The 24,705-nt window shown below is 67.0% G+C and carries 17 protein-coding genes and 1 tRNA gene; 6 read left to right on the top strand and 12 right to left on the bottom strand.

Annotated elements, in window-relative coordinates:
* Positions 1-3: 3 nt before the first annotated feature.
* The 3 genes from D577_RS0102665 (at position 4) to D577_RS0102655 (ending at position 4,493) form a co-directional block, all read left to right on the top strand.
* Complete coding sequence (locus D577_RS0102665; protein WP_018946042.1) at positions 4-1,980, top strand: M48 family metallopeptidase; 1,977 nt, start codon at positions 4-6, stop codon at positions 1,978-1,980.
* A gap of 24 nt (positions 1,981-2,004) precedes the next feature.
* Positions 2,005-2,091 (top strand) — tRNA-Leu (locus D577_RS0102660).
* A 227-nt stretch (positions 2,092-2,318) separates the two neighbouring features.
* Positions 2,319-4,493 carry a diguanylate cyclase gene (locus D577_RS0102655; RefSeq protein WP_026288866.1) on the top strand — a complete coding sequence of 725 codons (2,175 nt, stop codon included), beginning with the start codon at positions 2,319-2,321 and terminating at the stop codon, positions 4,491-4,493.
* 145 nt (positions 4,494-4,638) lie between these two features.
* Here D577_RS0102655 and mnmD read toward each other — a convergent pair whose 3' ends face one another.
* The 4 genes from mnmD to D577_RS0102635 form a co-directional block, all read right to left on the bottom strand.
* Positions 4,639-6,489 carry a tRNA (5-methylaminomethyl-2-thiouridine)(34)-methyltransferase MnmD gene (gene mnmD, locus D577_RS0102650; RefSeq protein ID WP_018946040.1) on the bottom strand — a complete coding sequence of 617 codons (1,851 nt, stop codon included), beginning with the start codon at positions 6,487-6,489 and terminating at the stop codon, positions 4,639-4,641.
* Between the two features lie 23 nt (positions 6,490-6,512).
* Positions 6,513-8,042, bottom strand: a complete 1,530-nt coding sequence (locus D577_RS0102645) for a peptidoglycan DD-metalloendopeptidase family protein (protein ID WP_018946039.1) — start codon at positions 8,040-8,042, stop codon at positions 6,513-6,515.
* A 104-nt stretch (positions 8,043-8,146) separates the two neighbouring features.
* Positions 8,147-8,929, bottom strand: a complete 783-nt coding sequence (locus D577_RS0102640) for an ABC transporter permease (protein ID WP_018946038.1) — start codon at positions 8,927-8,929, stop codon at positions 8,147-8,149.
* Positions 8,926-9,903 (bottom strand): ABC transporter ATP-binding protein, encoded by a 978-nt coding sequence (locus tag D577_RS0102635; protein ID WP_018946037.1) that lies wholly within the window; start codon positions 9,901-9,903, stop codon positions 8,926-8,928. Before D577_RS0102635 ends, D577_RS0102640 begins: the two co-directional genes overlap by 4 nt.
* A gap of 92 nt (positions 9,904-9,995) precedes the next feature.
* Here D577_RS0102635 and D577_RS0102630 point away from each other — a divergent pair, with 92 nt between their 5' ends.
* Entirely contained in the window at positions 9,996-11,390 is a 1,395-nt protein-coding gene (locus D577_RS0102630) for a M17 family metallopeptidase (protein WP_018946036.1), read from the top strand.
* Here D577_RS0102630 and D577_RS0102625 read toward each other — a convergent pair.
* The gene (locus D577_RS0102625; protein ID WP_018946035.1) at positions 11,383-12,816 is read right to left on the bottom strand and encodes a Glu/Leu/Phe/Val dehydrogenase; all 1,434 of its coding nucleotides are present in this window, start codon (positions 12,814-12,816) and stop codon (positions 11,383-11,385) included. The two genes, D577_RS0102630 and D577_RS0102625, sit on opposite strands and share 8 nt — an antisense overlap.
* Before the next feature lie 114 nt (positions 12,817-12,930).
* Complete coding sequence (locus tag D577_RS0102620) at positions 12,931-13,236, bottom strand: hypothetical protein (protein WP_018869379.1); 306 nt, start codon at positions 13,234-13,236, stop codon at positions 12,931-12,933.
* 324 nt (positions 13,237-13,560) lie between these two features.
* Between D577_RS0102620 and dusA the strand changes: the two genes are divergently transcribed.
* Positions 13,561-14,634 carry a tRNA dihydrouridine(20/20a) synthase DusA gene (gene dusA / locus D577_RS0102615; protein ID WP_167539478.1) on the top strand — a complete coding sequence of 358 codons (1,074 nt, stop codon included), beginning with the start codon at positions 13,561-13,563 and terminating at the stop codon, positions 14,632-14,634.
* Positions 14,635-14,683: 49 nt separating this feature from the next.
* On the opposite strand, the gene D577_RS0102610 is transcribed toward dusA, so the two are convergent.
* Both D577_RS0102610 and purB read right to left on the bottom strand, forming a co-directional pair.
* Positions 14,684-15,850: a cupin domain-containing protein gene (locus D577_RS0102610; RefSeq protein WP_018946033.1), complete on the bottom strand. Its 1,167-nt coding sequence runs from the start codon at positions 15,848-15,850 to the stop codon at positions 14,684-14,686.
* Positions 15,851-15,857: 7 nt separating this feature from the next.
* Positions 15,858-17,225 carry an adenylosuccinate lyase gene (gene purB, locus D577_RS0102605; RefSeq protein WP_018946032.1) on the bottom strand — a complete coding sequence of 456 codons (1,368 nt, stop codon included), beginning with the start codon at positions 17,223-17,225 and terminating at the stop codon, positions 15,858-15,860.
* A 74-nt stretch (positions 17,226-17,299) separates the two neighbouring features.
* Between purB and D577_RS0102600 the strand changes: the two genes are divergently transcribed.
* Positions 17,300-18,691 carry a lyase family protein gene (locus D577_RS0102600; protein WP_018946031.1) on the top strand — a complete coding sequence of 464 codons (1,392 nt, stop codon included), beginning with the start codon at positions 17,300-17,302 and terminating at the stop codon, positions 18,689-18,691.
* 31 nt (positions 18,692-18,722) lie between these two features.
* Here D577_RS0102600 and D577_RS0102595 read toward each other — a convergent pair whose 3' ends face one another.
* From D577_RS0102595 to acnA, 4 genes are read right to left on the bottom strand one after another with little or no spacing between them, the layout of a single operon-like run.
* Positions 18,723-20,675 (bottom strand): bifunctional diguanylate cyclase/phosphodiesterase, encoded by a 1,953-nt coding sequence (locus tag D577_RS0102595; protein ID WP_018946030.1) that lies wholly within the window; start codon positions 20,673-20,675, stop codon positions 18,723-18,725.
* Positions 20,676-20,682: 7 nt separating this feature from the next.
* On the bottom strand, positions 20,683-21,522 hold the full coding sequence (locus D577_RS0102590; RefSeq protein WP_018946029.1) for an HDOD domain-containing protein: 840 nt from the start codon (positions 21,520-21,522) through the stop codon (positions 20,683-20,685).
* Between the two features lie 2 nt (positions 21,523-21,524).
* Positions 21,525-21,887, bottom strand: a complete 363-nt coding sequence (locus D577_RS0102585; protein WP_018946028.1) for a hypothetical protein — start codon at positions 21,885-21,887, stop codon at positions 21,525-21,527.
* Between the two features lie 47 nt (positions 21,888-21,934).
* On the bottom strand, positions 21,935-24,688 hold the full coding sequence (gene acnA / locus D577_RS0102580; RefSeq protein ID WP_026288864.1) for an aconitate hydratase AcnA: 2,754 nt from the start codon (positions 24,686-24,688) through the stop codon (positions 21,935-21,937).
* Between the last annotated feature and the right edge of the window lie 17 nt (positions 24,689-24,705).

Raw genomic sequence — 24,705 nt, 5'->3', positions numbered from 1 at the left:
ACCATGAACTTTTTCGAACACCAGGACCGGGCGCATCGCCGCACCCGGGTCCTGCTGGTCCTGTTTTCCCTGGCCGTCCTGGCCATCGTGGTGGCGATGAACGCGATCGCCCTGCTGTTTCTGGGCCACGATCCATCGGCACAGCCGGGCGAGCCCCTGCAGCTGGACAAGCTGGTCCGGAACAATCTCGATCTCCTGTTCTGGGTGACCCTGTTCACGATCGTCCTGATCGGTGGCGCGAGCCTTTACCGGGCGTCGTCACTGCGAGGCGGGGGTGGCCAGGTCGCCCGGGAGCTGGGCGGCACGCGGGTCGAGCCGGACACCCGGGACCCGCTGCGCCGACGCCTGGTCAACGTGGTCGAGGAAATTGCGATCGCCTCCGGGGTGCCGGTACCGGAGATCTACGTGCTGGAGGAGGAAAGCGGCATCAATGCCTTTGCTGCGGGGCATGCGCCGGGCGACGCAGCCATCGCGGTGACCCGGGGGACCCTGGAAACCCTCAACCGCAACGAGCTGCAGGGCGTCGTCGCCCACGAATTCGGGCATATCCTCAATGGCGACATGCGCCTGAACATTCGTCTGATCGGAATCCTGTACGGGATCCTGGTGCTTGCCCTGGTGGGGCAGCGGGTGCTGATCGCCATGCGTTTCTCGCGTGACAGCCGCAACGCCGCCGGTCTGATGGCCGCGGGCCTGGCACTGCTGGTGGTGGGCTACATCGGCCTGTTCTTCGGCCGCTGGATCCGGGCTTCGGTTTCGCGCCAGCGCGAGTATCTGGCGGACGCCTCGGCCGTGCAGTTTACCCGTCAGCCCGATGGCATCGCCGGGGCTCTGAAGAAGATCGGCGCACGTCATGCCCGCCTCGATGCGGACTCCGAAGAGGTGGGGCACATGCTGTTCGCCAGTGGAGGCCTCGGGCGCATGTTCGCGACGCACCCCCCACTGGAGGAACGGATTCGGGCGATCGAGCCGGGGTTCGATCCGTCCGAGTTCGAGCAGGTCGCCCGGCGCATGCGTGAAGAAGCCGAGTCGGGGCAGGCCGCGGCCGAGGCGGCCGCCGAGCAGGAGGAAAAGGAAGACCGGCGGGGCCCCGGGGGGCTGCCCCTGGATGCCGACCGGCTGGTGGACGGCATTGCCGATCCGGGACTGGCGCAGATACTCGGTGCCGGGCTCCTGATGGCCTCGATGCCGGGGCCGCTGGAACAGGCCGCCCACAGCGATGGCTGGGCAGCGGAAGTGGTGCTGTATCTCCTGATGAATGCCGACCCCGATGTGCGTGAGCAACAACGCCTGATGGTCGCGGAGAAACGCGGCGGGGACAGCGAGCGCAGGGTCGGACAGCTGCTCGACATGGTGCCGCAACTGCGTGACGACCTGCGGATTCCGCTGCTGGAGATGGCCTTCCCCGTGTTGCGCCGCCACCCGCGCGAGGAACGCGAGCAGTTGCAGGAGCTGGTGGAAAGCCTGATCCATGCGGATGGCCGGGTTTCGGCATTTGAATATGCCCTGGGGCGTCTGCTCAACCGGCATCTGATGGATGCCGGAAAGCCTGGTGACGACGGTGCCGGTGGACATGGGCGACTCGATCGGCACCACGAAGAGGCCCGGTTCCTGCTGGCCGTGCTCGCGCGTCATGGCCACCCCGGGGACCCGGACGCCGGACGCGCCGCACTGACGGCGGGGATCGAGCGCATCGAGGGACAGGCGCCGGCGGCGGTGGATTTCCCCGAAGCCTGGACCGAATCCGAGGGGAGCCGGGCATGGGCGGGAGTCCTCGACCAGGTGCTGGATACCCTCGATGCGCTGCGCATGGCGGACAAGGAACGCCTTGTGCGGGCCATGCTGACGACCGTGACGCACGGGGGGCAGGTACGGACCGCCGAAGTGGAACTGCTGCGGGCCATGGCGGCGTCGATGCACGTCCCGCTGCCGCTGGCGGAATTCGACGCCGGCGAGGAGGGAATGTCCTCCGCCGATTGACGCGGTATCATCCGCCGTGTCTGCGGGGGCGTGGCGAAACAGGTAGACGCAGCAGACTTAAAATCTGCCGGCCACAAGGCCGTGCCGGTTCGAGTCCGGCCGTCCCCACCAGCTTCTCTGCCGGGAATCTGTGCTCTTCCGGCGGAAGGACAACAGGCAATGGTTTTCGTGCCGCTCCCGATGCATTGTGGATTCAAGGGACCCCGTTTGCGGGGACAGGGGAAATGAGCCAGCCGTCCGAAGAAGATTCTGGTCGAAACCCCGGGGCCCACGACGTTGGCGGGATGGTCCTTCACGGGAGTCCGCGTTCCCTGCCACTGGCCGTCGGCTTCGTGGCAATGCTGCTGTTTGCCGGCATGTTCCTGTTGGCGGATCGCGCCTGGGAGCGGCAGCTCACGGAGCGCCATCACTCCAACCTCGCCAGCGAGGTAGCCAGCAAGCGTACGCGCCTGGAAAGCGTGATCAACAGTCTGGTTCACGCCACCATCGGTCTTTCGGCCTATGCCGAGGCCCGGCCCGGTCTGGATGTCGAGGAATTCGAACGCGTGGCCGAACGGCTCTATCGCCGGGATCCGGAAGTCTTCCGCTCATTGACGCTGCTGGCAGGTTCCCGCATCCATTTCGTGTATCCGCTGGAGGGCAATCGTGAAGCCCTCGGCCTCGACATTGCGGAGCACCCCGAACAGGGAGACTCGTTCCGTCGGGTCATGGATTCCGGACAGACGGTGGTGGCCGGGCCCTGGGAACTGGAGCAGGGCGGGGTCGGCCTGCTGGTACGCAGCCCGGTTGGAGTACCGGGCTCCGTTGACGGGGTGACGAACGGTTCGCCGTCTGCCCCCTTGTTCACGATGTCCAGCGTTGCCCTCGATTTCGAGGCGATTCTGGAGCGGGCGGGTTTCGGGCAGGGCAGCGGTCTCGTGCAGCTTGCCATAAAGGGCAGGGACGGGACTGGCGCGCGTGGTGAGGTGTTCCATGATCCGCAGGAGATCGCGGCCGGTCCCATTGAATGGCGCCAGACGGTCAGTTTTGCCGGTGGCGAATGGGTGCTGCTGGCGCGCCCGGCGGAGGATGCCATTCCCACCGCCCGGCCACCGGCCTGGTGGGCCTTCGGGATCGTCGGTACGCTGGCCCTGGGCGGTCTCAGCTGGCGCGTGACGGGATACGTCCGCGACCGTCGTCGCCTTCTGGCGCAATATCATGCACTGGTCAGCAACCTGGAAGATGCCACGCTGGTGGTGCGGGGTACACGGTTGCTCTGGACCAATCCGGCGTTTCGCCGCGCTACCGGGCGCACCCCCGGTGTGCTCGGTACGGTTGAAGACCTTGCTCTGTTTCATCCGGACGATATCGAAGGTCTGCCGGCCGATCTCGACTTCTCCGAAGAAGACCCGGAGCCATCCGGCCGTCAGGTCCGTGTCCGCATGGCGGATGGTCACTGGCGCTTCCATCTGCTGCGCTGGGTGCCGATCCCATGGGAGCAGGGGCAGGCCATGCTCCTCATCCTCGTGGACGTGCACGAAAACCGGATGCTGTTCGAGGCCCTTGCCCAGGCGCGCGACCTGCAGGATGCCCTGTTCGAGGCCATGCCCGGGCACGCGCTGGTCATTGGCGAAGAGGGGAGGGTATATCGCTCCTTCGGAGATGCCTGGGCACGGGGGGAAGTCGACGCTGAGGGGCCCGGGGCGATCGTGGGCCATTGCGTGGAGGAGTTGCTGCCCGAGCCCGTGGCCCGGCAGTTTCTCGCGGTTGTAAGGCGTGCGCTCTCCGAGGGAGCCCTGCAGGAAACCGAATATCTTCTGGACCCGGGCGTTCTGCATCCGGCCGGATCGGCGGAGGGATATGCCCCGGGCGAATGCCGCGAGGACGGGCAACGCTGGTTCGAGGCCCGCGTGCGTCCCATTGCCGCGCATTTCGAAGGCCGGGCGGCGGTGGTCTGGCATGCGCTGGATGTCACGGCCCGCCGCCACCTGGAAGAGCGGCTCCAGACGCTCGCGTGGCAGGATCCACTGACCGAGGCGGCCAATCGTGCGGCGCTGGAACGCGCGTTTCCCCGCATGTCTTCCCGTGCCCGACGCCAGGGCGAGCAGCTGGCCATGATTTTCATCGATCTGGACTGTTTCAAGCCGGTCAATGACCAGTACGGACATGCGGTGGGTGACCAGCTACTGCGCAGGTTGTCCGCGGCTCTCGCGGACCAGCTGCGGGCCGAGGACCTGCTCGTGCGTCTGGGTGGCGACGAATTCCTGATACTGACGGGATCCCTCGCCTCACGGGATGAAGTGCCCCCCCTCATCGAGAGGATCCGCGGCGTCTTCGAAACCCGATGGGAGCTGACCCTGGATGACGGTGCGCTGGTTTCGGTCGTCGTCACGGCCAGCATTGGCGTTGCGTTTCATCCGGAGCACGGCGAGAGCCTGTCCGAACTGATCGCGTCCGCCGACCGGGCGATGTACCGGGTGAAGGGGCGGGGACGCAATGCGGTGGCGTGGGTGGAGGGGGACGACGTCCGTTAAGGAAACACTGATCGGGGTTGGCACTCCCGGTTCCCCGATCCTGCGTTGCGTCGCTTGCAGGCGGAGTCACTACCCGCTGCGCGACGCGCCTTGTCTCGGAAAACCCGGGGAACCACCGCCAGCGTGCACATGGATCAGCGTTTCCTTAACCCGGACCCTTGTCCAGGCGCCGCGGTGAAAGGCGCCGCGCCACGGCCTTTTCAACGGGTTCCGGCAGGTCCACCAGCCGGTCGGCGGCCAGTTCACCGCTGATCGGGGCATACAGCAGCCCACGGGAGCCGTGCCCGAGCGTCAGCATCACCCGGCCGCGCGCGTCCACGCTGGATGCTCCCACTAGCGGCAGACGGTCCCGGTAGACGGCGCGGATCCCGGTCCAGCGTTCCATGATGCGGGCATCCTCCGGAGACGGCATCCCCGGTACCCATGCCAGGTGCCTCAGGTTGTGATGGTCGTCTTCGATAGTCGGTTCGGGCGGGAGGGACGGATCATCGGGCAGGCCGTCATGGCGATAGGTTGCGCCGATCCAGTGGTCGTCCGTGTCCTGGCGTATCCAGTAGCCCTGGCCGGTGCGCACCCGGAAATCGCGACTTGCCAGCGGGTAACGCAGACGGGTCATCTGTCCGCCAACGGTGTCGAGCCGTGCCTGTTCGGGACAAAGGGGCACGCCAGCCGTGGCGATGACGACGGCGTGGAAGGTCGTGCTTGTTGCCGGATCCCCGTCGAACTCCAGCAGCACTTCGTCGGGTCCGGGCCGGACCTCCCTGACCCGGTAGCGTTCCACTGCCGGAAGAGCGCCGGCCAGGCCGCGACAGAGGGCGCTCATGTTGACCGCTCGTCCGCCGGGGTAGTCCAGAACCGGGCCCGGGGCGCCGGCAGGGGTGGTGGCGGCGGGATCGAACAGATACCCGCTCTCGGCCGGATCGCGCGCACGCAGGCGCTGCACGCGCTTGCGCGCATGCCCCGAAATACCATGGAAGGCGACGCTGTCTCCCAGCAGGACCTCGGATTCATCGCCGTTCAGCCCTTCGGCGGCACGCTTGATCAGCGCATGCGTATGCCGCATCCCGGTCAGGGCGAGGGCATTGAGCCCGGCGTCGTCGGGCAGCAGGTGGGGCAGAAGCACCGCGGCGGGGTTACCGGAGGCTCCGCCGCCGGGACCGGCGGGATCGAACAGGTGGACGTTGCAGCCGCGGTCCTGCAGGGCGAGGGCGGCCGAGAGCCCGGCAATACCCGCGCCGATGACCGCCACGCGCTCGGGCCGCGGGCGATCTTCCGGGTCGCTTGCGGGTTTGCTGTCGCCGAAATGACCGCACAGCCGTTCGCGTTTCCGGCCATGGCCGGGTTCCCGCCGCACGGTGAAGCCCGCCGCTTCCAGGTCCCGCCGCACCTGTCCGGCCGCTGCATAGGTTCCAAAGGTGGTGCCGGGCCGGGAGATACGCGCCATTTGACGGAACACGCCAATATTCCACAGGCCGGGGTTGCGACGCGGTGCAAATCCGTCCAGGTACCAGGCATCCACGCCGGCATTCAGCTGCGGGAGGGTGACGGCCGCATCACCGAACACCAGGGTCAGGACTGCTCGTGCCTGCGGGAAATGGATCCGGTGCAGGCCGGTTACCGGAGGTGGGTAACCGCTGCGCAGACGCTCGGCGTCAGGTCCGTCCAGCCCCAGCATCCGATGTGCGCGGTCGAGGTCGTCGGGGTGCAGGGGGCGTGATTCAAAGCCGATCAGGGACAGGAAGCCGTCGGGCTGCGCCCGCGAGCGCCACTCCCGCAGTGTCAGAAGGGCGTTGAGACCGGTGCCGAAGCCGGTCTCGGCGACCGCAAGTCGGGCGCCGGGCCGGGCAAAACGCCGCGGAAGGTCGTTGGCCTCGAGAAAGACTTCGTGCGCTTCCTCGAGCGGCGCGTCCGAGCCGAAATAGCCGTCGCCGAACTCGGGAGAGACGGGCTGTCCGTCCCTCCATTCGAGACGTGCAAAGGCCAGTGCTTCGGGCAACGGCGGGAGCGGCGGGCTGGTTCTTACTGCCCGGCGAGTTCGCTGAACGGCCGCAGAGCGACCTGTTCGCCGCGCTGCCCGTTCTCCAGCTGCGCGAACAGGACTTCGCCGATCTCGCGAAACTGCTCGAGGTCTTCGCCTTCGAGCGAGTCGCTCTCGGGCAACGCCACTCGCATCGGATCCTTCGGCCGTCCCTTTACGTGCACCTCGTAGTGCAGGTGCGGGCCGGTACTGCGTCCGGTGTTGCCCGACAGGGCGATGCGATCGCCCCGCTCGACATCATCCCCCGGGCTGACCAGGGCACGGTCCAGATGGAGATAGCGCGTGGAGTAGCCCTGCCCGTGTTCGATCACGATGAAGCGACCGGCATACCGGTCGTGCTCGACGCGCGTGACTCGACCATCCGCCGGTGCCTGAATGGGGGTCCCCACCGGCATGGCGAAGTCCGTCCCGTGGTGCGGCGCGACCCGCCCGGTGACCGGATGCCGTCGCTGCGGATCGAAGCCCGAGCTGATGCGGTAGTTGCCGGAGAAGGGGCGGCGGTCGAACGGCGGCAGCAGGCTTTCGCCGTCCGGGCGATAGAAGCGTCCGTTGACGTTGCGCGCGGCTTCCTCCTGAATCCGCTCGCCGTTGTAGTCGAACGCCAGCAGTCTCAGATTTTGCGGCGTGTCCTCGCCGACGACGGTCTCCTGTTCCACCAGCAGGGTGAATTCATCGCCGGCGCGTGCGTTCAGGCGCACCGGCAGGTGGCGGTCCATCAGCACGGCGATCGCCGCGGCCGCCCGCGAGGACAGTTCGGTCTGGCGAGAAAGGGCCGCGGAAATCGAGCCGTCGATCTCGGCGCTGATGATCAGGTGCGAGGTCTCGCGGGCATTCTCGACCTCATGGCGGTCAAAGTCCCAGCCGTCCTCCTCGCGGACCCATTCGTAGCCCGAGGCGCTGTCGGTCCACAGCCGCATCCGGGTCAGGTAGCCTTCGTCGTCCACTTGCCACTCGATCTCCTGGCCCGGGCGAACACGGTTCAGGATGTCGGCATTTTCGTCGTCGTCCAGCAGGCGATAAAGCGTGGCCAGCGGCAGATCCCATTCCTGTTCCCACAGCCCGGAGAGGCGCTCGTTGCGATCCAGGGTGTGCGAATTCCAGTCCGAGTGGCCGAGTTCGGCCGTTGCGGAGGGCTCGTCGTCATCCAGGTCAAAGGTTTCGTACGAAGTGGCCCCGGTCGTCGGCTCGCTGGCCGACGGCGGCTCTCCGGCATCCCGCTCCGGTTCGAACGCGAATGCCACCGTGCGGGTGTCCCCCGGCGGAACCGCGCCGCCCACCGCGGGCACCGGTTCGGCCACCGAGGCCTGGCTCCAGTCGGCACGGGTCCCCGTGTCCCGAGACCCGGAACCGTTGTACGGCGACCCGGAGTCCGCGGTCGAGAGTGGCGCGATCTGCAGGGGCTGTTCCGTTTCCTGTGGCTTGGAGGCGAGGACCAGGCCGGAACCCACTGCGAGGGCGAGGCCGGCGGTTCCCACGATGACCGAAGACGTGATCCTGCGCTGACCGTTCATGGAAGTGGTTCCGTTGGGCGTTGCCGATTTATACCACGTTTGGCCGCGATGTGAACCACCCTCACGGATGCGCCGATTCTCGCGGTGCCGTCGCTTGAATGTCTTCATGAGCGGATGCCCGTTCCCCGATTCAGAAGCCACAGTGCCAGACCATAGAGCACAATGATGAACATCGCGATGATGGCAAAGGATGCGATCACGGGAAAGTCACTGGTTCCCAGACTGCCGTAACGAAAGGCGTCCACCATGTAAAAGATCGGGTTCAGCATGGACGCGCCCTGCCAGAAATCGGGCAGCAGGCTGATTGAATAGAAGACGCCTCCGAGGTAGGTCAGAGGGGTTAGAACGAACGTTGGAATCAGCGCGATATCGTCGAAAGTTCGTGCGAAGACTCCATTGATCAGCCCGGCCAGTGCGAACAGGATGGAAGTCAAAAGGACGACCAGCAGCATCACGATCGGGTTGTGCACGCTCAGGGGCGAAAAGAACAGCGAGACAATCAGAACGGCCACGCCCACGGTGAGCCCGCGTGCTACGCCGCCGAATATGAAGCCCAGGATGATGACGCTGTTGGGGATCGGCGAGACCAACAGCTCCTCGATATGACGCTGAAACTTTGAACCAAAAAATGATGATACGACGTTGGAATAGCTGTTGGTGATCACCGCCAGCATGATCAGCCCGGGAACGATGAAGTCCATGTAGCGAAAGCCTTCCATTTCGCCAATGCGTTCGCCGATCAGGCCGCCGAAGATGATGAAGTACAGCGCGGTGGTGACGACCGGGGGCAACACGGTCTGCACCCAGATTCTGGCAAAACGCAGTATTTCCTTGATTGCGATGGTGCGCAGGGCGGTGCCCCACAACCGGAGATCCGCGCGGGTCATGCCTGGCCCTCCTGCTGCTCGGTGGCTCCGTCGCCGCCGGGTGTCAGCGGGCTGCGGGTGGCCTCGTTCTGGGTCATGCGGACAAAGAGCTCTTCCAGACGATTCGCCTTGTTCCGCATGCTCTGGACCCGGATCCCCTGGTTATCAAGGAGCTGGAACAGATCGTTCAGGTTCTGGTTGGAGTGGATCTCGGCCTCCAGGGTCAGTTCGTCGATGCGTCGCAGCGGGATCGGGCCGCCCTCCGGTACCGCCAGCGGGGGTTCCACCAGGTCCAGCACCATGGTCTCGGTCTCGAGCTTGGCCAGGAGCTGCTTCATCGTGGTGTTCTCGATGATGCGGCCGTCGTCGATGATCGCGATGTTGCGGCAGAGCGATTCGGCTTCCTCGAGATAGTGGGTGGTCAGGATGATGCTGCGGCCGTCATCGTTGATCTTCTGCAGGAAGTCCCACATGGAGCGCCGCAACTCGATGTCGACCCCGGCGGTGGGTTCGTCGAGGATCAGCAGCCGCGGTTCGTGCACTAGGGCGCGGGCGATCATCAGGCGGCGTTTCATGCCGCCGGAGAGCATGCGGGCCATGTTCTCGCGCTTGTCCCACAGGCCCAGTTCGTTGAGATAGTGGCCGGCGCGGTCCCAGGCCTCGCGGCGGGGAATGCCGTAGTAGCCGGCCTGGTTGACGACGATCTCGCCCACCGGTTCGAACTGGTTGAAATTGAACTCCTGTGGGACCAGGCCGATCGAGCGCTTGACGCCCCGGGGATCCCGGTCGAGGTCGTGGCCGAACACCCGGACTTCCCCGGCCGTCTTGTTCACCAGCGAGGTGATGATGCCGATGGTGGTCGACTTGCCGGCGCCATTGGGCCCGAGCAGGGCGAAAAAGCTGCCGGGGGAGACCTCGAGGTCGATTCCCTTGAGGGCTTCGAAGCCGTTGCTGTAGGTCTTGCGCAGCCCGCGGATTTCCAGTGCTGGCGTCATGGCACGTTCCCTGTCGGTCGGTGGGGGCCGGGCGTCCCGGCCGCAGGTGGCGTTATTATGGGGGCTTTGCCGTGCAGATGAGGAAGCCCCCAGTGGAATCCGTTTTTGTTGATGAGTCGTCCGCCGCCGTTGAACTGATACCCGTGACGCCGGAGTCGCTGCATGCCGCGCTGGAGGGGCGGCCCGCACGCTATGCGCGCTGGGCGCGGGCGACGGGTTTTACCGGCGAGGCCGGAGGCGTTCTGCAGATCGCCGGGGACCAGGGTGAGCTGGAAGCGGTCCTGGTCGGCTACGACGTCGACCAGCCCCTGTGGATGCTGGCCGCGGCGGCGGGGTCCCTGCCGGGGGGAGATTATCGCCTGCAGGAGGCGGGACTGACAGCGGAGGCGATCGAACGGGCGGCGGTCGGCTGGGGGCTGGGAAGTTATCGCTTTCGCCGATATCGCAGCGAGCCACCGACCGACGACACGCCGGTGCGGCTGATCTGGCCGGACGGGGTGAATCGGGAGCGGGTCACATCCATGGTGGCGGCGATCGGCCACACCCGCGATCTGATCAATACGGCCCCGGCCGATCTGATGCCGGGCGAACTGGCGGCGGAGGCCGAGGGTCTGGCCGAACGTCACGGCGGAGCCGCCCGGGTGGTGGCGGATCCCGATGAGGTGGCCCGGGACTGGCCATGCATCCATGCCGTAGGGCGCGCCAGCGAACACCACCCGCGGGTGATCGAGCTGACCTGGGGGCCGGAGGATGCCCCGCCGGTGGTACTGGTGGGCAAGGGGGTCTGTTTCGATTCGGGCGGTCTGAACATCAAGCCCGACAGTGCGATGCGGCAGATGAAGAAGGACATGGGCGGTGCGGCCACGGCGCTGGGGCTGGCCGGCCTGATCATGCGGGCCGGACTTGCAGTCCGCCTGACGGTCCTGATCGGGGCGGTGGAGAATGCGGTGGGTTCGCGTTCCTTCCGTCCGGGCGATGTCCTGAGCACGCGCAGCGGGCGTACCGTGGAGATCGACAATACCGATGCCGAGGGCCGCCTGGTGCTGGCCGATCTGCTGGACCGCGCGGGCGAACTGGAGCCGGCCCTGGTGGTGGATTTCGCGACCCTGACCGGTGCGGCGCGGGTGGCCGTGGGGCACGAGATCGCCGCGTTCTTCGCCAGCGACGACGCCTGGGCCGCCGCCCTGGAAGAGCCGGCACGGGCGTGGGACGATCCGGTCTGGCGGCTGCCACTGCATGCGCCGTACCGGCACATGCTGGAGAGCGACGTGGCCGACGTGGTCAACGCCAGTTCGGGCGGGCAGGCCGGGGCGATCACCGCGGCGCTGTTCCTGCAGGATTTCGTGCCGGCCGAAACGCCCTGGCTGCATTTCGACATCATGGCCTTCAACACCCGCGCACGCCCGGGCCGGCCGAAGGGTGGCGAGGCGATGGGGCTGCGGGCGGTGTTCGCGGCGCTGGAGGCCCGTTTCGGTCGGGTCAGATGACCTTCAGGTCGGGACGGGCGCGGATGATCTTGCGCAGGGCGATCAGGTACGCCGCGGTACGGTAGTCGAGGACCTCACCGTTGCTTTCCACCTCGCGCACTTCCTGCATCTCGCTGAAGGCCTCGCGCATGGTGTCGTCCAGGCCCGAGCGCACCAGATCGATCTCCTCGGCACCACGCACGATGGAGTCGCGCAGCCACTCGGGCACATCCTGGTTGGTCATCATCTCGATGGCGCTGACGATGTGCTGGCCCTGGGCCTGGTCGTAGCGGCGTTCCATGCGGCCAAAGCGGATGTGCTGGATGTTGCGCACCCATTCGAAATAGGAGACCACCACGCCGCCGGCATTGACGAACACGTCGGGCAGCACCGTGATTCCGCGCTGCTGCAGGATGCGGTCGCCCTCGAAGGTGCAGGGGCCGTTGGCGGCCTCGACCACCAGGCGGGCGCGGATGCGCGGCGCGTTGTCCTCGTGGATCGCGCCTTCCAGCGCGGCCGGGACCAGCACGTCACAGTCTTCTTCCATCAGGCGGTTGCCATCGCGTTCGAAACGCACGCCCGGATAGCCTTCCAGGGTGCCCGTGCGGTTCATGTAGTCATGTACCGCGTTGACATCGAGGCCCTGCTCGGCGTAGATGCCGCCATCGCTCTTGATGATCCCGACAATGCGGACGTTGTTGTCCTGCTGCAGGAAATGGGCGAGGTGATAGCCCACGTTGCCGAAGCCCTGGACGATGACCCGCTGCTGACTCAGGCCGCCCTCGAGGCCCGCCTCCGCGACGGCCGCCTTCGAACGGAAGAAGGCCTGCAGGGCGTACTGCACGCCGCGGCCGGTGGCTTCCAGCCGGCCACGCATGCCGCCCAGATCCACCGGTTTGCCGGTCACCGCGGCGACGTGGTTGATATCGTCCGGACGGTGCTGGCGATAGGTGTCCGCCATCCAGGCCATTTCCCGCTGGGAGGTGCCGACGTCGGGGGCCGGGACGTTCTGCGCCGGCGAGATGTAATCGCGCTGGATCAGTTCGTGGGCGAACCGGCGGGTGATGCGTTCCAGTTCCCATTCATTGTACTGGCGCGGGTCGATGCGCAGACCGCCCTTGGAACCGCCGAACGGGATGTCGATGATTGCGCACTTGTAGGACATCAGTGCCGCGAGGGCCTCGGCGTGGGCCTGGTCCATGTTGGGTGCGAAACGCATGCCGCCCTTGACCGGAAGCCGGTGCGCGGAATGCACGGCTCGCCAGCCATGAAAGACCTCCACGCGGTCCCGGAACTGGATGGGGAAGGACACCTGGATGACCGAATCGCAGGTTTGCAGCGCCTCGCACGCCCCGTCGGGGATCTCGAGGTAGCGCATCGCGCGTTCCACCATGCGCGAAACGTTCTGCTGGAAATCGTTGGTCTGCGGGGTTGCGGGAGACGTCATCCGGCGATTCCGTGACTGAATTCGCATCGGATTGTACATGCGCAGGCCCGCATGCAGGCAAAAAGACGCCGAAGGGCCCGCAGGACCGCTTCGGCGTGTGCAGGGGAGGGCGCGTTACCAGTCCGGAGCGCCGTCGTCTTCGTCGTCGTCTTCGTCTTCTTCTGCACCCATGGGCGCGCCACCGGCATCGGCACCCCCGGCAGCACCCTCGTCTGCCGGCGGCGCACCGCCCTGAGCCCCTCCGGCGTCAGGCGCACCACCGGCCTCCGGGGGAGCCCCCGCTTCCGGTGCCCCTTCCTCGGCCGGCGGGGCACCGCCCTGTTCGGCACCGCCGCCGCCCATGGCGCCGGCGGTAGCCATGGAGCCAATGGTGAACAGGGAGGAGAGGGCAAAAGCGATGGCAGTCTTGCGATATTTCATGGATCTGCGCTCCTTGGGGTCTGTAAAAAGATCTCGGCAGACTCCGGAGGCCGAAGATAGCGGCGAAGCCGGCGTCTGCACCCGAAGGGAAAGCAGGGACCGTGCCAGGTGAGGGAGAGGGTGTCTGGAAGCCCAAAGGATCAGTGGGTTACGGTGGATTCTGTGAAATGGTTCCAGAGATAGCCCGGCGGCGGGCGGTTGAGTCGGTCGGACACAGCGGGTCAGGCTGACCCGTGTCGCATTGGCACAGGCAGAGTCGGGCGTTGCTGGACGTCGGGGGCGCGCCGGGACACCATGGGCGGCCCATTTATGGTTCAGCCCGGAATGTCCGATCCGCCTTCTGCCAACCCCATCGTGTGCGCGCCGCAATCCGGCTCGCCGACGGCCTGCGTGCCATCGCTCGCGGGCCGGCCGGAGCGCTTTTCCGTCGCGCCGATGATGGACTGGACGGACCGCTGGTGCCGACGCTTCCACCGGCTTCTGACGCGGCATGCGCTGCTGTACACCGAAATGCTGCATGCCAACGCGGTGGTGCGGGGCGATCGCGCGCATCTTCTCGGCTACGCGGAGGTCGAGCATCCGCTGGCGCTGCAGCTGGGGGGATCCGAGCCCGACACGCTGGCGGAGGCCGCGCGCATTGGCGAGGACTTCGGCTACGACGAGATCAATCTCAACGTGGGCTGTCCGTCGGACCGGGTACAGTCGGGTGATTTCGGAGCCAGCCTGATGGCGACACCCGACCGGGTCGCGCGCGCGGTGGAGGCCATGCAGGCGGCGGTCGACATCCCGGTGACGGTCAAGCATCGCATCGGTATCGACGAGCAGGATTCGGATGCGGATTTGCATGCCTTCGTGCGTACCGTGTCGGATGCCGGTTGCCGGCATTTCATCGTGCATGCGCGCAAGGCGTGGCTGCAGGGACTGAGCCCGAAGGACAACCGCGACGTCCCGCCGCTGGACTACGCGCGGGTACACCGGCTGAAGGCCGAATTCCCGGGGTGCGTGATCGTGCTGAACGGAGGGCTGGATGACGTGGAGGCCGCGCGCGAACATCTGACCACCCTGGACGGGGTCATGTTCGGCCGTCATGCCTATCATCACCCCTGGAGTCTGGCGGAGGTCGACCGGCTGTATTTCGGCGAGGCCCGGCGGCCCGAGCGTGCCGAGGTGGTCCGCAAGCTGCAGGACATGGCCGAAGGGATGCGGCGCGAGGGCGTGCCGCTGGCGCGGCTGACCCGCCACATACTGGGGCTTTTCCACGGCGAACCCGGGGCCCGGCAGTGGCGGCGGATCCTGACCGAAGGGGCCCATCGTCCCGATGCCGGCCCCGAACTGATCGAACGGGCGGCGGCCGCCTGTCCGGCGGCGCAGGTCGACGCGGTGGCCCCGGCCGGCTGAAATCCGCTGCAGGGCTGGCCCCGGGCGGTACCGCCGCTCAGTGTTTCCCTCAGTCGTCGGGCTCCAGCCACCCCTCGCGCAGGCCATCTTCCAGCACCTGATGGATCGACGGAAAGCCGGCTTCCCAGTCTGCCGCGGCGAGGCTCTCCACGGTACAAAAGATCTCCAGCTGTTCCGGTTCCAGCGCCGGCGCGGGGTGATCATGCCCGGCGATGCACAGCACCGGGCCGTCCGGACCGTGGAACCAGGCCCGACGGATGCCCGGATGGATGCGGTAGCGAACGCCCGGCTGCGGGGTCGGGGGCGGGGCGTCCTCGTCCGGGGCAGCCAGCCCGGTGCCTGCAGTGGGACGGGTCAGGAAGCGGCCGAGGTAGGCGTCCAGATCGGCGTCGTCCGCCGCCAGCAGGGCCCGCAGGGCATCGCGCAGTTCGCGCCGGTCGCCGGCCGGAAGCTCCCCCGGCCACTGGTCGGCGGGGCGCCCCGGGTCCTCGAAGCGGGCCTGATCCCCGATCACGTTCGCGCGTTCTTCCAGGAACCCGGTGAGCACGTCGAGGATGGCCGGGGCGCGGAAGCCGACGGACCAGGTCATGCATTCGCGATCCAGGGATTCACCGTAATGCGGGACGCCCGGCGGCAGGTACAGCATGTCGCCCGGTTCCAGATCCCAGGAGTCGGTGGGCCGGAAGTCCCGCAGGATCGCCAGCGGCAAATCCTCGAAGCATTCCGGGTTCCCGGGCGGATCCTGGATCTGCCAGCGGCGGCGGCCCGCCGCCTGAAACAGGAAGACGTCGTACTGATCCACGTGCGGGCCCACCGAGCCGCCGGGCGGGGCGTACGAGATCATCAGGTCGTCGCGCCGCCAGCGCGGGATGAAATCGAACTGCGCGAGGAATCCGGGGCCATCGGGCCAGAACCGTTCGATATCACTGACCAGCAGGGTCCAGTCGCGTTCCGGCAGCCGGGCCAGGCGGTCCGGCTCGAACGGGCCGTATTCCACGTCCCAGTCGTTGCGCTCGCGGTGGCCGAGGACCAGCCGGCTGCCGGCCTCGGGATCGGTCGCCAGACCGGCGAGATCGTCGGCTTCGATGGGGTTCTGGAACCCGGGGATCGCGCCGCGGATCAGCAGGGGTTTCTGCTGCCAGTAATCCCGCAGGAACGCGGCCGGCGTGAGTCCGCCCAGCAGGGTCAGCGGGGTATCCGGATCGGGCGCTGCCATGGTCGACTCAGACGTCGCGGGCCAGGCGGTCCGCCAGACCGGTGTAACGCCCGGGGGTCAGCTCGCGCAGGCGCGCGCGGGCCTCCTCGGGGATGTCCTGCGCGTCGATGAACTCGTGCAGGGCCTCGGGGGTGATCCGGCGGCCGCGGGTGAAGTCCTTGAGTTTCTCGTAGGGCGAATCGATGCCGTAGCGGCGCATCACCGTCTGCACCGCTTCGCCGAGGACCTCCCAGTTGGCATCCAGATCCTCCTCCATGCGAGAGGATTCGATCTCCAGCTTGCCCAGTCCGCGGGCGAAGGCCTTCCAGGCGATCAGCGACCACGCGAAGCCCATGCCGATGTTGCGCAGCACGGTGGAGTCGGTGAGGTCGCGCTGGAAGCGCGAGACCGGCAGCTTGCCGGCGAGGTGATCGAACACCGCGTTGGCCAGGCCGAGGTTGCCTTCGGCGTTCTCGAAGTCGATCGGGTTGACCTTGTGCGGCATGGTCGAGGAGCCGACTTCGCCGGCCACGACCTTCTGCTTGAAATAGCCCAGCGAGATGTAGCCCCAGATGTCGCGCGAGGCATCCAGCAGGATGGTGTTGGCGCGCATGAAGGCATGGAACATCTCGGCGAGGTAGTCGTGCGGCTCGATCTGGGTGGTGTGCGAACTGGGCTCGAGGCCCAGGTCACTGACCACGCGCCGCGCCAGTGCCGGCCAGTCGACCTCGGGGTAGGCCACCACGTGGGCATTAAAGTTGCCCACCGCGCCGTTGATCTTGCCGCGGCAGACCACGCCGGCCAGCTGCTCGCGCTGGGCCTGCAGGCGGTGCACTACGTTGGCGATCTCCTTGCCCATGGTGCTGGGCGAGGCGGGCTGACCGTGGGTGCGCGAGAGCATCGGCTGGTCGGCGAACTCCCCGCTCAACTGGCGCAGGGTATCCACGATGCCGTCCAGCGCCGGCAGCATCACCTCGTTGCGCGCCTCGCGCACCATCACGCCGTAGGCGAGGTTGTTGATGTCCTCGGAGGTGCAGGCGAAATGCACGAACTCCATGCGTGCGGCGAGTTCGGAATGGTCCTGCATCTGCTCCTTGATGTAGTACTCGATCGCCTTGACGTCATGATTGGTGGTCGCCTCGATGGCCTTCACGCGTTCGCCGGCGGCGTTGTCGAACTCGGCCGCGATGCGCTCCAGCGCGGCGGTGCCTTCGGCGGAGAGCGCCGGGACCTCGGTGATCGCGGGCTCGGCGGCCAGCGCCTTGAGCCAGGCGATCTCGACGCGCACGCGGGCCTGCATCAGGCCCTGCTCGCTGAACCAGGGAGCAAGGTCGCGGGTGTGACGGGCATAACGGCCATCGACCGGGGCGATGGCGGTGAGGGCGTTCAGAGACATGGTCGGCCTTGTGATGGGGCTTGCTTGTGCGGCGCAGTATAATACAACGATCAAGTCGACCGCCGGAGCCAGGAATGACCCGATCAGGCCATCGCCAGGAACACGACAGCCTGGGCACCGTGGAGGTGCCCGAACATGCCCTGTGGGGCGCGCAGACCCAGCGTGCAATCGACAACTTCGCCATCGCCGGACGCCCGCTGCCGGGCGCCTTCATCCGTGCCCTGGCGCAGGTCAAGGCGGCCTGTGCCGAGGCCAATCAAGGTCTGGGCCAGCTGGACGGAGAGGCCGCGCAGGCCATCGTGCAGGCGGCCGAGGCGGTGGCGCTGGGCGAGCATGCCGATGCCTTCCCGGTGGACGTGTACCAGACGGGCTCGGGCACCAGCAGCAACATGAACATGAACGAGGTGCTGGCGCATCTGGCCTCGACCGGCGCCACCGGGGCGGTCCACCCCAATGATCACGTGAACCGCTCGCAGAGCTCGAACGACGTGATCCCCACGGCGCTGCACGTGGCCGCACTCAACCAGCTGGAACACGAGCTGCTTCCGGCGATGCGGCGCCTGATCGCGACCATCGCACGGCGCGAGGCGGGAGCAAAGACCCTGGTCAAGACCGGTCGTACTCATCTGATGGATGCCATGCCGGTACGCCTGGACCAGGAACTGTCCGGCTGGCGCACGCAGCTGGAGCAGGCGGTGGAGCGCCTCGAGGCGACCCGCGACCGGCTGGGGCGGCTGGCCATCGGCGCGACCGCGGTGGGTACCGGGGTCAATGCCCCGGAAGGGTTCGGCGAGCGGGTGGCGGAGCGCCTGTCCGAACGCACCGGGCTGGCATTCCGGCGCGAGCCGAACGGGTTCGCCGCGCTGGCCAGCCAGGACACCGCAGTGGAATATTCGGGTCAGCTGCGGACCGTGGCCACCGCGCTGATCAAGATCGCCGAGGACCTGCGCTGGATGAACTCGGGCCCGCTCGCCGGACTCGGTGAGATTGCGCTGCCGGCGTTGCAGCCGGGCAGTTCGATCATGCCCGGCAAGGTGAACCCGGTTATTCCTGAAGCGGTGCTGATGGCGGCGCGCCAGGTGATCGGACTGGACGCTGCGGTCACGGCCGCCGGCGCCGCCGGCAATTTCCAGCTCAACGTGGGCCTGCCGCTGATCGCCGACAACCTGTTGCAGATGACGGGGCTGCTGGCGCGCGCCGCCGACCATCTGGGCGAGCGCGCGGTGGCGGGCTTCAGCGTCAACGAGGAGGTGATGCGCGCGGCCCTGGATCGCAACCCGATCCTGGTGACCGCGCTCAACGCCGAGATCGGTTATGAGGCGGGGGCCCGCATCGCCAAGGAGGCCTACGCCTCCGGGCGGCCGATCATCGAAGTGGCGGCGGAGCACACCGGCATGGACCGCGATCGCCTGCGCGGCCTGCTGGATCCGCTGCGTCTGACCGGAGGAGCGGACGGCGGCGCCTGAACCGGCCGTTCGGCGCGGTTCGGTGTTCGCGTTATTCGGACTCGGGCAGCATGCGCACGTCGTTGACGATCATCTCCCGCAATTCGTCGAAGGCGACCGGCCGGGAATAGCGAAACCCCTGGGCGTAATCGCAGCCGAATTCCCGCAGCAAGTGGATCTGCGCGTCGGTTTCCACTCCTTCGGCCACCAGCTGCATGTCCAGGCTGCGCGCCATGACCACGATCGCACGCACGATCTTGGCGTCCTCGTGGCTCTTCTCCAGATCCATCACGAAGGAGCGGTCGATCTTGAGGGTGTCGGCCGGAAGCTGCTTGAGCTGGGTCAGCGATGCATGTCCGGTACCGAAGTCGTCCACTGCCAGTGACATGCCGACTTCGCGCAGGCGCTGGAACACGCGCGCGGCGGTGTCGGCGTCATCCATGATCACGCTCTCGGTGAGCTCCAGCTCGATGCGGTCGGCGGGGATCCCGTGTTCCTCGGTGATCGCGAAGAATTCCTCCGCAAGATTGGGCTGGCGCAGCTGGCGCGCGGAGACGTTGATGGCGATATGCGGAAGCGCCTGCGCGGTTCCGGGCAGGGAGGCGAGATCGCGGCAGGCCTGTTGCAGAACCCATTCTCCGATCTGTTCGATCAGGGTCATGTCTTCCGCGATTTCCATGAACTGACCGGGGGGCAGCATCCCCAGACGCGGGTGGTCCCAGCGGATCAGGGCCTCGGCACCCACGACACGGCCGGTCGCCAGCTCGATCTTGGGCTGATAGTGCAGCCGCAGCTGGTCATCCTCGATGGCGCCGCCAAGGTCGGTTTCCAGGCGGAAGTGCCGGAAGGTTCGCGAATTGAGGTCCTGGGTGTAGAAGCGGAAGCCGTTGCGGCCGCGTTCCTTGGCATCGTACATCGCGGCGTCGGCGTTGCTGAGCAGGGCGTCGGGTTCGTCGCCGTCGTAGGGGAACACTGCGATCCCGGCCGAGCAGGAGGTCAGCACCGGATGGTCGGCCACCGTCCGTTCCACCGCCGTGGTCCGCACGATTTCGGTCACCAGACGGACGACGCCCTCGAGCCCCTGGATCCCCTCCACCAGGATGCCGAATTCGTCGCCACCCAGCCGCGATAGCGTCGGGCTGGGGCCCTGGCCACCCGTTGATCCGCGGGGGGTCTCCAGGAGGACGGAAAGATCGGTGGCTACCTTGCGGATCAGTTCGTCCCCCGCGCGATGACCCAGCGCGTCATTCAGCCGCTTGAAATTGTCCAGGTCGAGCAGGATCAGCGCGACATGGCTGGAGCCGTTGGCATGACGCTCCATGGCCTGGGCGAGACGGTCACTGAACAGCATGCGGTTGGGCAGGTTGGTCAACGAGTCGTGCGACATGTGATGCAGGAGCTCGCGCGATTGCCGTTCGGTGATGCGTTGCAGGGCCTGCTGGCGCCGTTCCATCAGGTGGTAGAGATCGGCCGATTCGAGCGCGTAGGCCGCGTTGAACAGCACCAGGGTCAGGGCGGACATGACCAGTTCGTGACGCGGGGCTTCGTCCTGGCCCGGCCGGGCGGCGAACATCCCGCGCACCCGGGTACGGGTGGATATGACGTGCAGCAGCACCATCCCGCCATCTTCGCCGGCGGGCAGGAACACCGGGTGGTTTTCGTGCAGGGCCCAGGAGAAGGTCCCCTGCTGGATCAGCTGTTCCACACGGTCGGGCAGGTCACCGGGGGTATCGTCTTCCGCGTCGTGCTGGGCCAGATTGAACGAGGCGTCGCCGTCGAGCAGATAGATGGCCGACTCCGGAAGCGCCAGCAGGCGGCGCACGGCTTCGAGGGTGTTGCGCACGATCACTTCGGGGCGGCGGTTGCCCTCGGTATCGCCAAAGATTGCCGTCGTCGAGGACAGCACGTCCATCACGTAGGCGTTGCCCTCGAGGCTCTGCTCCAGGTAGCGAATTCGCTCCTGCAGCTGCTCGAATTCTTCCGGCGTCCGGTACGAAGGGCTCATGGCGGGGTCAGTCCAGGAGGATTCGGGCCAGCTGATCGAGCTGTTCGCGTGCCGTATCGGCGATATCTTCACAGGCGGCGGTCTCCAGTCCTATACGTTCAAAAGCCTCGGCCCGGACCGGCGGCACCATGCGCTCCCCGGAGGAACCCAGGCGCAGGGCGTTGGCCAGCGAATCGGCGACGTGCACGATGCCGGCCTCGACCGGGAAGGCGGGCGCGGCCAGCGGGTCGTGGTGATAGCGGGTGGCTTCCACGTGAGCGGGCGTCATGCCCCATTGCTCCAGCAGGCCGCTGCCGATGGTCGTATGGTCGAATCCGAGAAAACGCTGTTCCGTGACGAAAAGCAGCTCACCGTCGCGTTCGCGCAGGTTGATCAGCTCCTCGGTATCGCGGCCGAGGCGCAGGAACAGAATCAGACGGCCGATGTCGTGCAGCAGCCCGAACAGGTACAGCCGGTCAACGTTGGCTTCGCGACGGAAACGGGCGATCCCGCGGGCGATGATCGCGGTCGCCAGACTGTGTCGCCAGAATGAACTCATGTCCACGCCGATCACCGGCAGGCCGCGGAAATGTTCGATCACCACAGTGGACAGTACGATCTGCCGGATCTGCTGCAGGCCGATGATGGCCACTGCCCGATGCAGGGTCTCGATCTCCTGCGGGAACCCGTACAACGACGAATTGGCCAGGCGCAGGGTCTTGGCCGCGACCGTGGGGTCCAGTTCGATCGCCTCGGTGATGTCGGCGACGCTCGCGGTTGGATCGTTGATGCGTTCGACGATGGCATTGAACGCACCGGAGAAGCTGCACAGCGCGTCATCCGCCTGCAGGAAATCTTCCAACCGCATAGTCATCGCGAGCCCGCACCCCTGGACTGCCGAAGTTCGTCGATCATCGCACGTCGCGCGATGCGGTAGATCCCGTCCATCGGAAAGCGCTCGATGTCGCAGTGCTGGAAGCGTTCCGCCAGCGCTTCGTCCGCAGTGGCGCCAAGGCGCGCCTCGGCGGCATCCGGATCCTCTTCGCCGGTGGTCGGCTGCGTACCCTCGGCCGCATCCGGGACGGGTTCGGTCGCGGGCGGGTCCCCGTCCTGGATCCGCACCTCGCTGACGCCCCAGGCCCGCAGGACCCGCAGATGCTTGTCCTGCAGGGTCATGCCCGCGGGGATCAGCAGGCGACCGGAACGGTCATGCACCGGGGCGGCCAGCGTCATCCCGGCACGCAGTTCCGCAGTGGGGGCGATTCGCGACATGATGCGATTCAGCCTTCGCCCGCAAGTTGACGCAGGACGTACGGCAATATTCCACCGTGACGGTAGTAGTCGATCTCCTGCGGGGTGTCCAGCCGTACGCGCACGCGGAACTCCTTCCGTGAGCCATCATCGGCGGTGGCGGTCACCGTCGCTTCCTTCGCCTCGCCACTCCGGATGCCGGTGATGGTATAGGTCTCCTCGCCGGTCAGGCCCAGCGATTCGGCGTTCTCGCCGTCGTGGAACTGCAGCGGAAGCACGCCCATGCCCACCAGGTTGGAGCGGTGGATGCGTTCGTAGCTTTCCACGATGACCGCCTTCACGCCCAGCAGCAGGGTCCCCTTGGCGGCCCAGTCGCGCGAGGAGCCAGTGCCGTATTCCTTGCCCGCGATGACGACCAGCGGGGTCCCCTCGGCCTGATAGCGCATGGAGGCGTCGTAGATGGACATCTGCTCGCCGTCCGGCAGGTGCCGCGTTACGCCGCCCTGGGTGCCCGGTGCGAGCAGGTTGCGCAGGCGCACGTTGGCGAAGGTGCCGCGCATCATCACCTCGTGGTTGCCGCGCCGCGAGCCATAGGAGTTGAAGTCGGCGGGCTTGACCCCCTGTTCTTCCAGGTAACGGGCGGCGGGGCTGTCCGATGCGATGGAGCCCGCCGGCGAAATATGGTCGGTGGTCACCGAATCGCCCAGCAGGGCCAGGACCCGCGCGCCCTCGATGTCCGGGGTCTCGGCGGGCGTCATGCCCATGCCGTCGAAGTAGGGCGGCTTGCGCACGTAGGTGGAGTCTTCCTGCCAATCGAAGCGGTCGCCTGACGGGGCCTCGAGATTGCGCCAGCGGTCCTCGCCGGTATAGAGGTCGCCGTAGGCGGTGGTGAAGCTGCCGGCGCCGACATGGCGGGCCACCTCGTCACGCACCTCCTGAGAAGTCGGCCAGATGTCCTTGAGATAGACGGGATTGCCATCGGCATCATCGCCCAGCGGATCGTTGTAGAGATCCAGGTTCGAGCGTCCGGCCAGGGCGTAGGCCACCACCAGCGGCGGTGAGGCGAGGAAGTTCATCTGCACCTCGGAATGGATGCGGCCCTCGAAATTGCGGTTGCCGGAGAGCACCGAGGAGACCACAAGGTCGTCCTTCACGATGGCCTCGCTGATCGCTTCCGGCAGCGGACCGGAGTTGCCGATGCAGGTGGTGCAGCCGTAGCCGACCACATAGAAGCCCAGGTCTTCCAGGTCCTCGAGCAGGCCAGCGTTCTGCAGATAATCGGTCACCACGCGCGAGCCGGGGGCCAGCGAGGTCTTGACCCACGGCTTGACCTTCAGGCCGCGCTCGCGCGCTTTGCGAGCCACCAGGCCGGCCCCCAGCATCACCGACGGGTTCGAGGTGTTGGTGCAGGAGGTGATCGCAGCGATCACCACGTCGCCGTGGTCCAGGGTAAAGGTCTCGCCGCCCATCTCGATGGCTGTGTGATGCGGTTCTTCCGCCTGATGCTCTACGCCCACTGCGGTATGGCCGCCTTCGGTGGCGAAGCGTTCGGCCTCCGACGGCTCGTCCTTGCCGGAAACGCGTTCCTTCAGGACCGTGTCCAGGTGGCGACTGATCTCGGCACCCGCCTGGCTCAGCGGGATCCGGTCCTGCGGACGCTTGGGTCCGGCGAGGCTCGGCTCGACGGTGGACAGGTGCAGCTCCAGCAGGTCGGAGTAGCGCGCCACCGGGGCGCTGTCGTCGCGCCACAGGCCCTGCCCGCGGGCATAGGCCTCGATGAACTGGATGTGGCTTTCCTCGCGGCCGGTCAGACGCAGGTATTCCAGAGTCTCGTCGTCGATCGGGAAGATGCCGCAGGTCGCGCCGTATTCCGGGGCCATGTTGGCGATGGTGGCGCGGTCGGCCAGCGGCAGGTCGGCAAGGCCGTCGCCGAAGAATTCGACGAACTTGCCGACCACGCCGTGTTTGCGCAGCTGTTCGACGATCACCAGCACCAGGTCGGTGGCGGTGGCGCCCTCGGCCAGCTTGCCGGTCAGGCGGAAGCCGACCACCTGCGGGATCAGCATGGAGATCGGCTGGCCCAGCATGGCGGCCTCGGCCTCGATCCCGCCCACGCCCCAGCCCAGCACGCCCAGGCCGTTGATCATGGTGGTGTGGGAGTCGGTGCCGACGAGCGTGTCGGGATAGGCCATGCAGCTGCCGTCGGCGCGGTCCTCGAGGAACACGGTGCGCGCCAGGTACTCCAGGTTGACCTGGTGCACGATGCCGGTATCCGGGGGCACGACCTTGAAGGTCTCGAACGCCTGCTGGCCCCATTTGAGGAAGCTGTAGCGTTCGCGGTTGCGCGAATATTCCAGCTCGGCGTTCAGGTTCATGGAATTGGCCTCGCCGTAGGAATCGACCTGCACGGAGTGGTCGATCACCAGCTCCGCCGGCTGCAGGGGCGCGATCTTCGCTGGATCGCCGCCGAGGTCTTCCATGGCGTCACGCATCGCGGCGAGGTCGACCACCGCGGGGACGCCGGTGAAGTCCTGCAGCAGCACGCGCGCCGGCCGGAAGGCGATCTCGCGCGAGGGTTCCGCCGCCGGGTCCCAGTCCAGCAGGCCCTCGATGTCGTCGCGGGTCACCGTGCGCCCGTCCTCGTGGCGCATCAGGTTTTCCAGCAGCACCTTGAGCGCGAAGGGCAGGGTCTGCGCGCGTCGGTCGTCGGCGATCGGGACGTACTGGCACTCGTGTCCGCCGGCGGACAGGGTGCGGGTGTTCCGGGGCATAGCGTCGCTCATGATGCGTCCATCCGAAG

The organism is Thioalkalivibrio sp. AKL17 (assembly GCF_000377885.1).
Classification (GTDB): domain Bacteria; phylum Pseudomonadota; class Gammaproteobacteria; order Ectothiorhodospirales; family Ectothiorhodospiraceae; genus Thioalkalivibrio; species Thioalkalivibrio halophilus.
The sequence above is the reverse complement of the archived record's forward strand: the minus strand, read 5'-3'. Positions and strand labels throughout refer to the sequence as shown.

What these genes read in the sequence shown, in the direction of transcription:
- D577_RS0102665 (WP_018946042.1), top strand. Translation starts at nt 4, where the DNA reads ATGAACTTTTTCGAACACCAGGACCGGGCGCATCGCCGCACCCGGGTC.
- D577_RS0102655 (WP_026288866.1), top strand. Translation starts at nt 2,319, where the DNA reads ATGCTGCTGTTTGCCGGCATGTTCCTGTTGGCGGATCGCGCCTGGGAG.
- D577_RS0102645 (WP_018946039.1), bottom strand. Translation starts at nt 8,042, where the DNA reads ATGAACGGTCAGCGCAGGATCACGTCTTCGGTCATCGTGGGAACCGCC.
- D577_RS0102640 (WP_018946038.1), bottom strand. Translation starts at nt 8,929, where the DNA reads ATGACCCGCGCGGATCTCCGGTTGTGGGGCACCGCCCTGCGCACCATC.
- D577_RS0102635 (WP_018946037.1), bottom strand. Translation starts at nt 9,903, where the DNA reads ATGACGCCAGCACTGGAAATCCGCGGGCTGCGCAAGACCTACAGCAAC.
- D577_RS0102625 (WP_018946035.1), bottom strand. Translation starts at nt 12,816, where the DNA reads ATGACGTCTCCCGCAACCCCGCAGACCAACGATTTCCAGCAGAACGTT.
- D577_RS0102620 (WP_018869379.1), bottom strand. Translation starts at nt 13,236, where the DNA reads ATGAAATATCGCAAGACTGCCATCGCTTTTGCCCTCTCCTCCCTGTTC.
- dusA (WP_167539478.1), top strand. Translation starts at nt 13,561, where the DNA reads ATGTCCGATCCGCCTTCTGCCAACCCCATCGTGTGCGCGCCGCAATCC.
- D577_RS0102610 (WP_018946033.1), bottom strand. Translation starts at nt 15,850, where the DNA reads ATGGCAGCGCCCGATCCGGATACCCCGCTGACCCTGCTGGGCGGACTC.
- purB (WP_018946032.1), bottom strand. Translation starts at nt 17,225, where the DNA reads ATGTCTCTGAACGCCCTCACCGCCATCGCCCCGGTCGATGGCCGTTAT.
- D577_RS0102600 (WP_018946031.1), top strand. Translation starts at nt 17,300, where the DNA reads ATGACCCGATCAGGCCATCGCCAGGAACACGACAGCCTGGGCACCGTG.
- D577_RS0102595 (WP_018946030.1), bottom strand. Translation starts at nt 20,675, where the DNA reads ATGAGCCCTTCGTACCGGACGCCGGAAGAATTCGAGCAGCTGCAGGAG.
- D577_RS0102590 (WP_018946029.1), bottom strand. Translation starts at nt 21,522, where the DNA reads ATGCGGTTGGAAGATTTCCTGCAGGCGGATGACGCGCTGTGCAGCTTC.
- D577_RS0102585 (WP_018946028.1), bottom strand. Translation starts at nt 21,887, where the DNA reads ATGACGCTGGCCGCCCCGGTGCATGACCGTTCCGGTCGCCTGCTGATC.
- acnA (WP_026288864.1), bottom strand. Translation starts at nt 24,688, where the DNA reads ATGAGCGACGCTATGCCCCGGAACACCCGCACCCTGTCCGCCGGCGGA.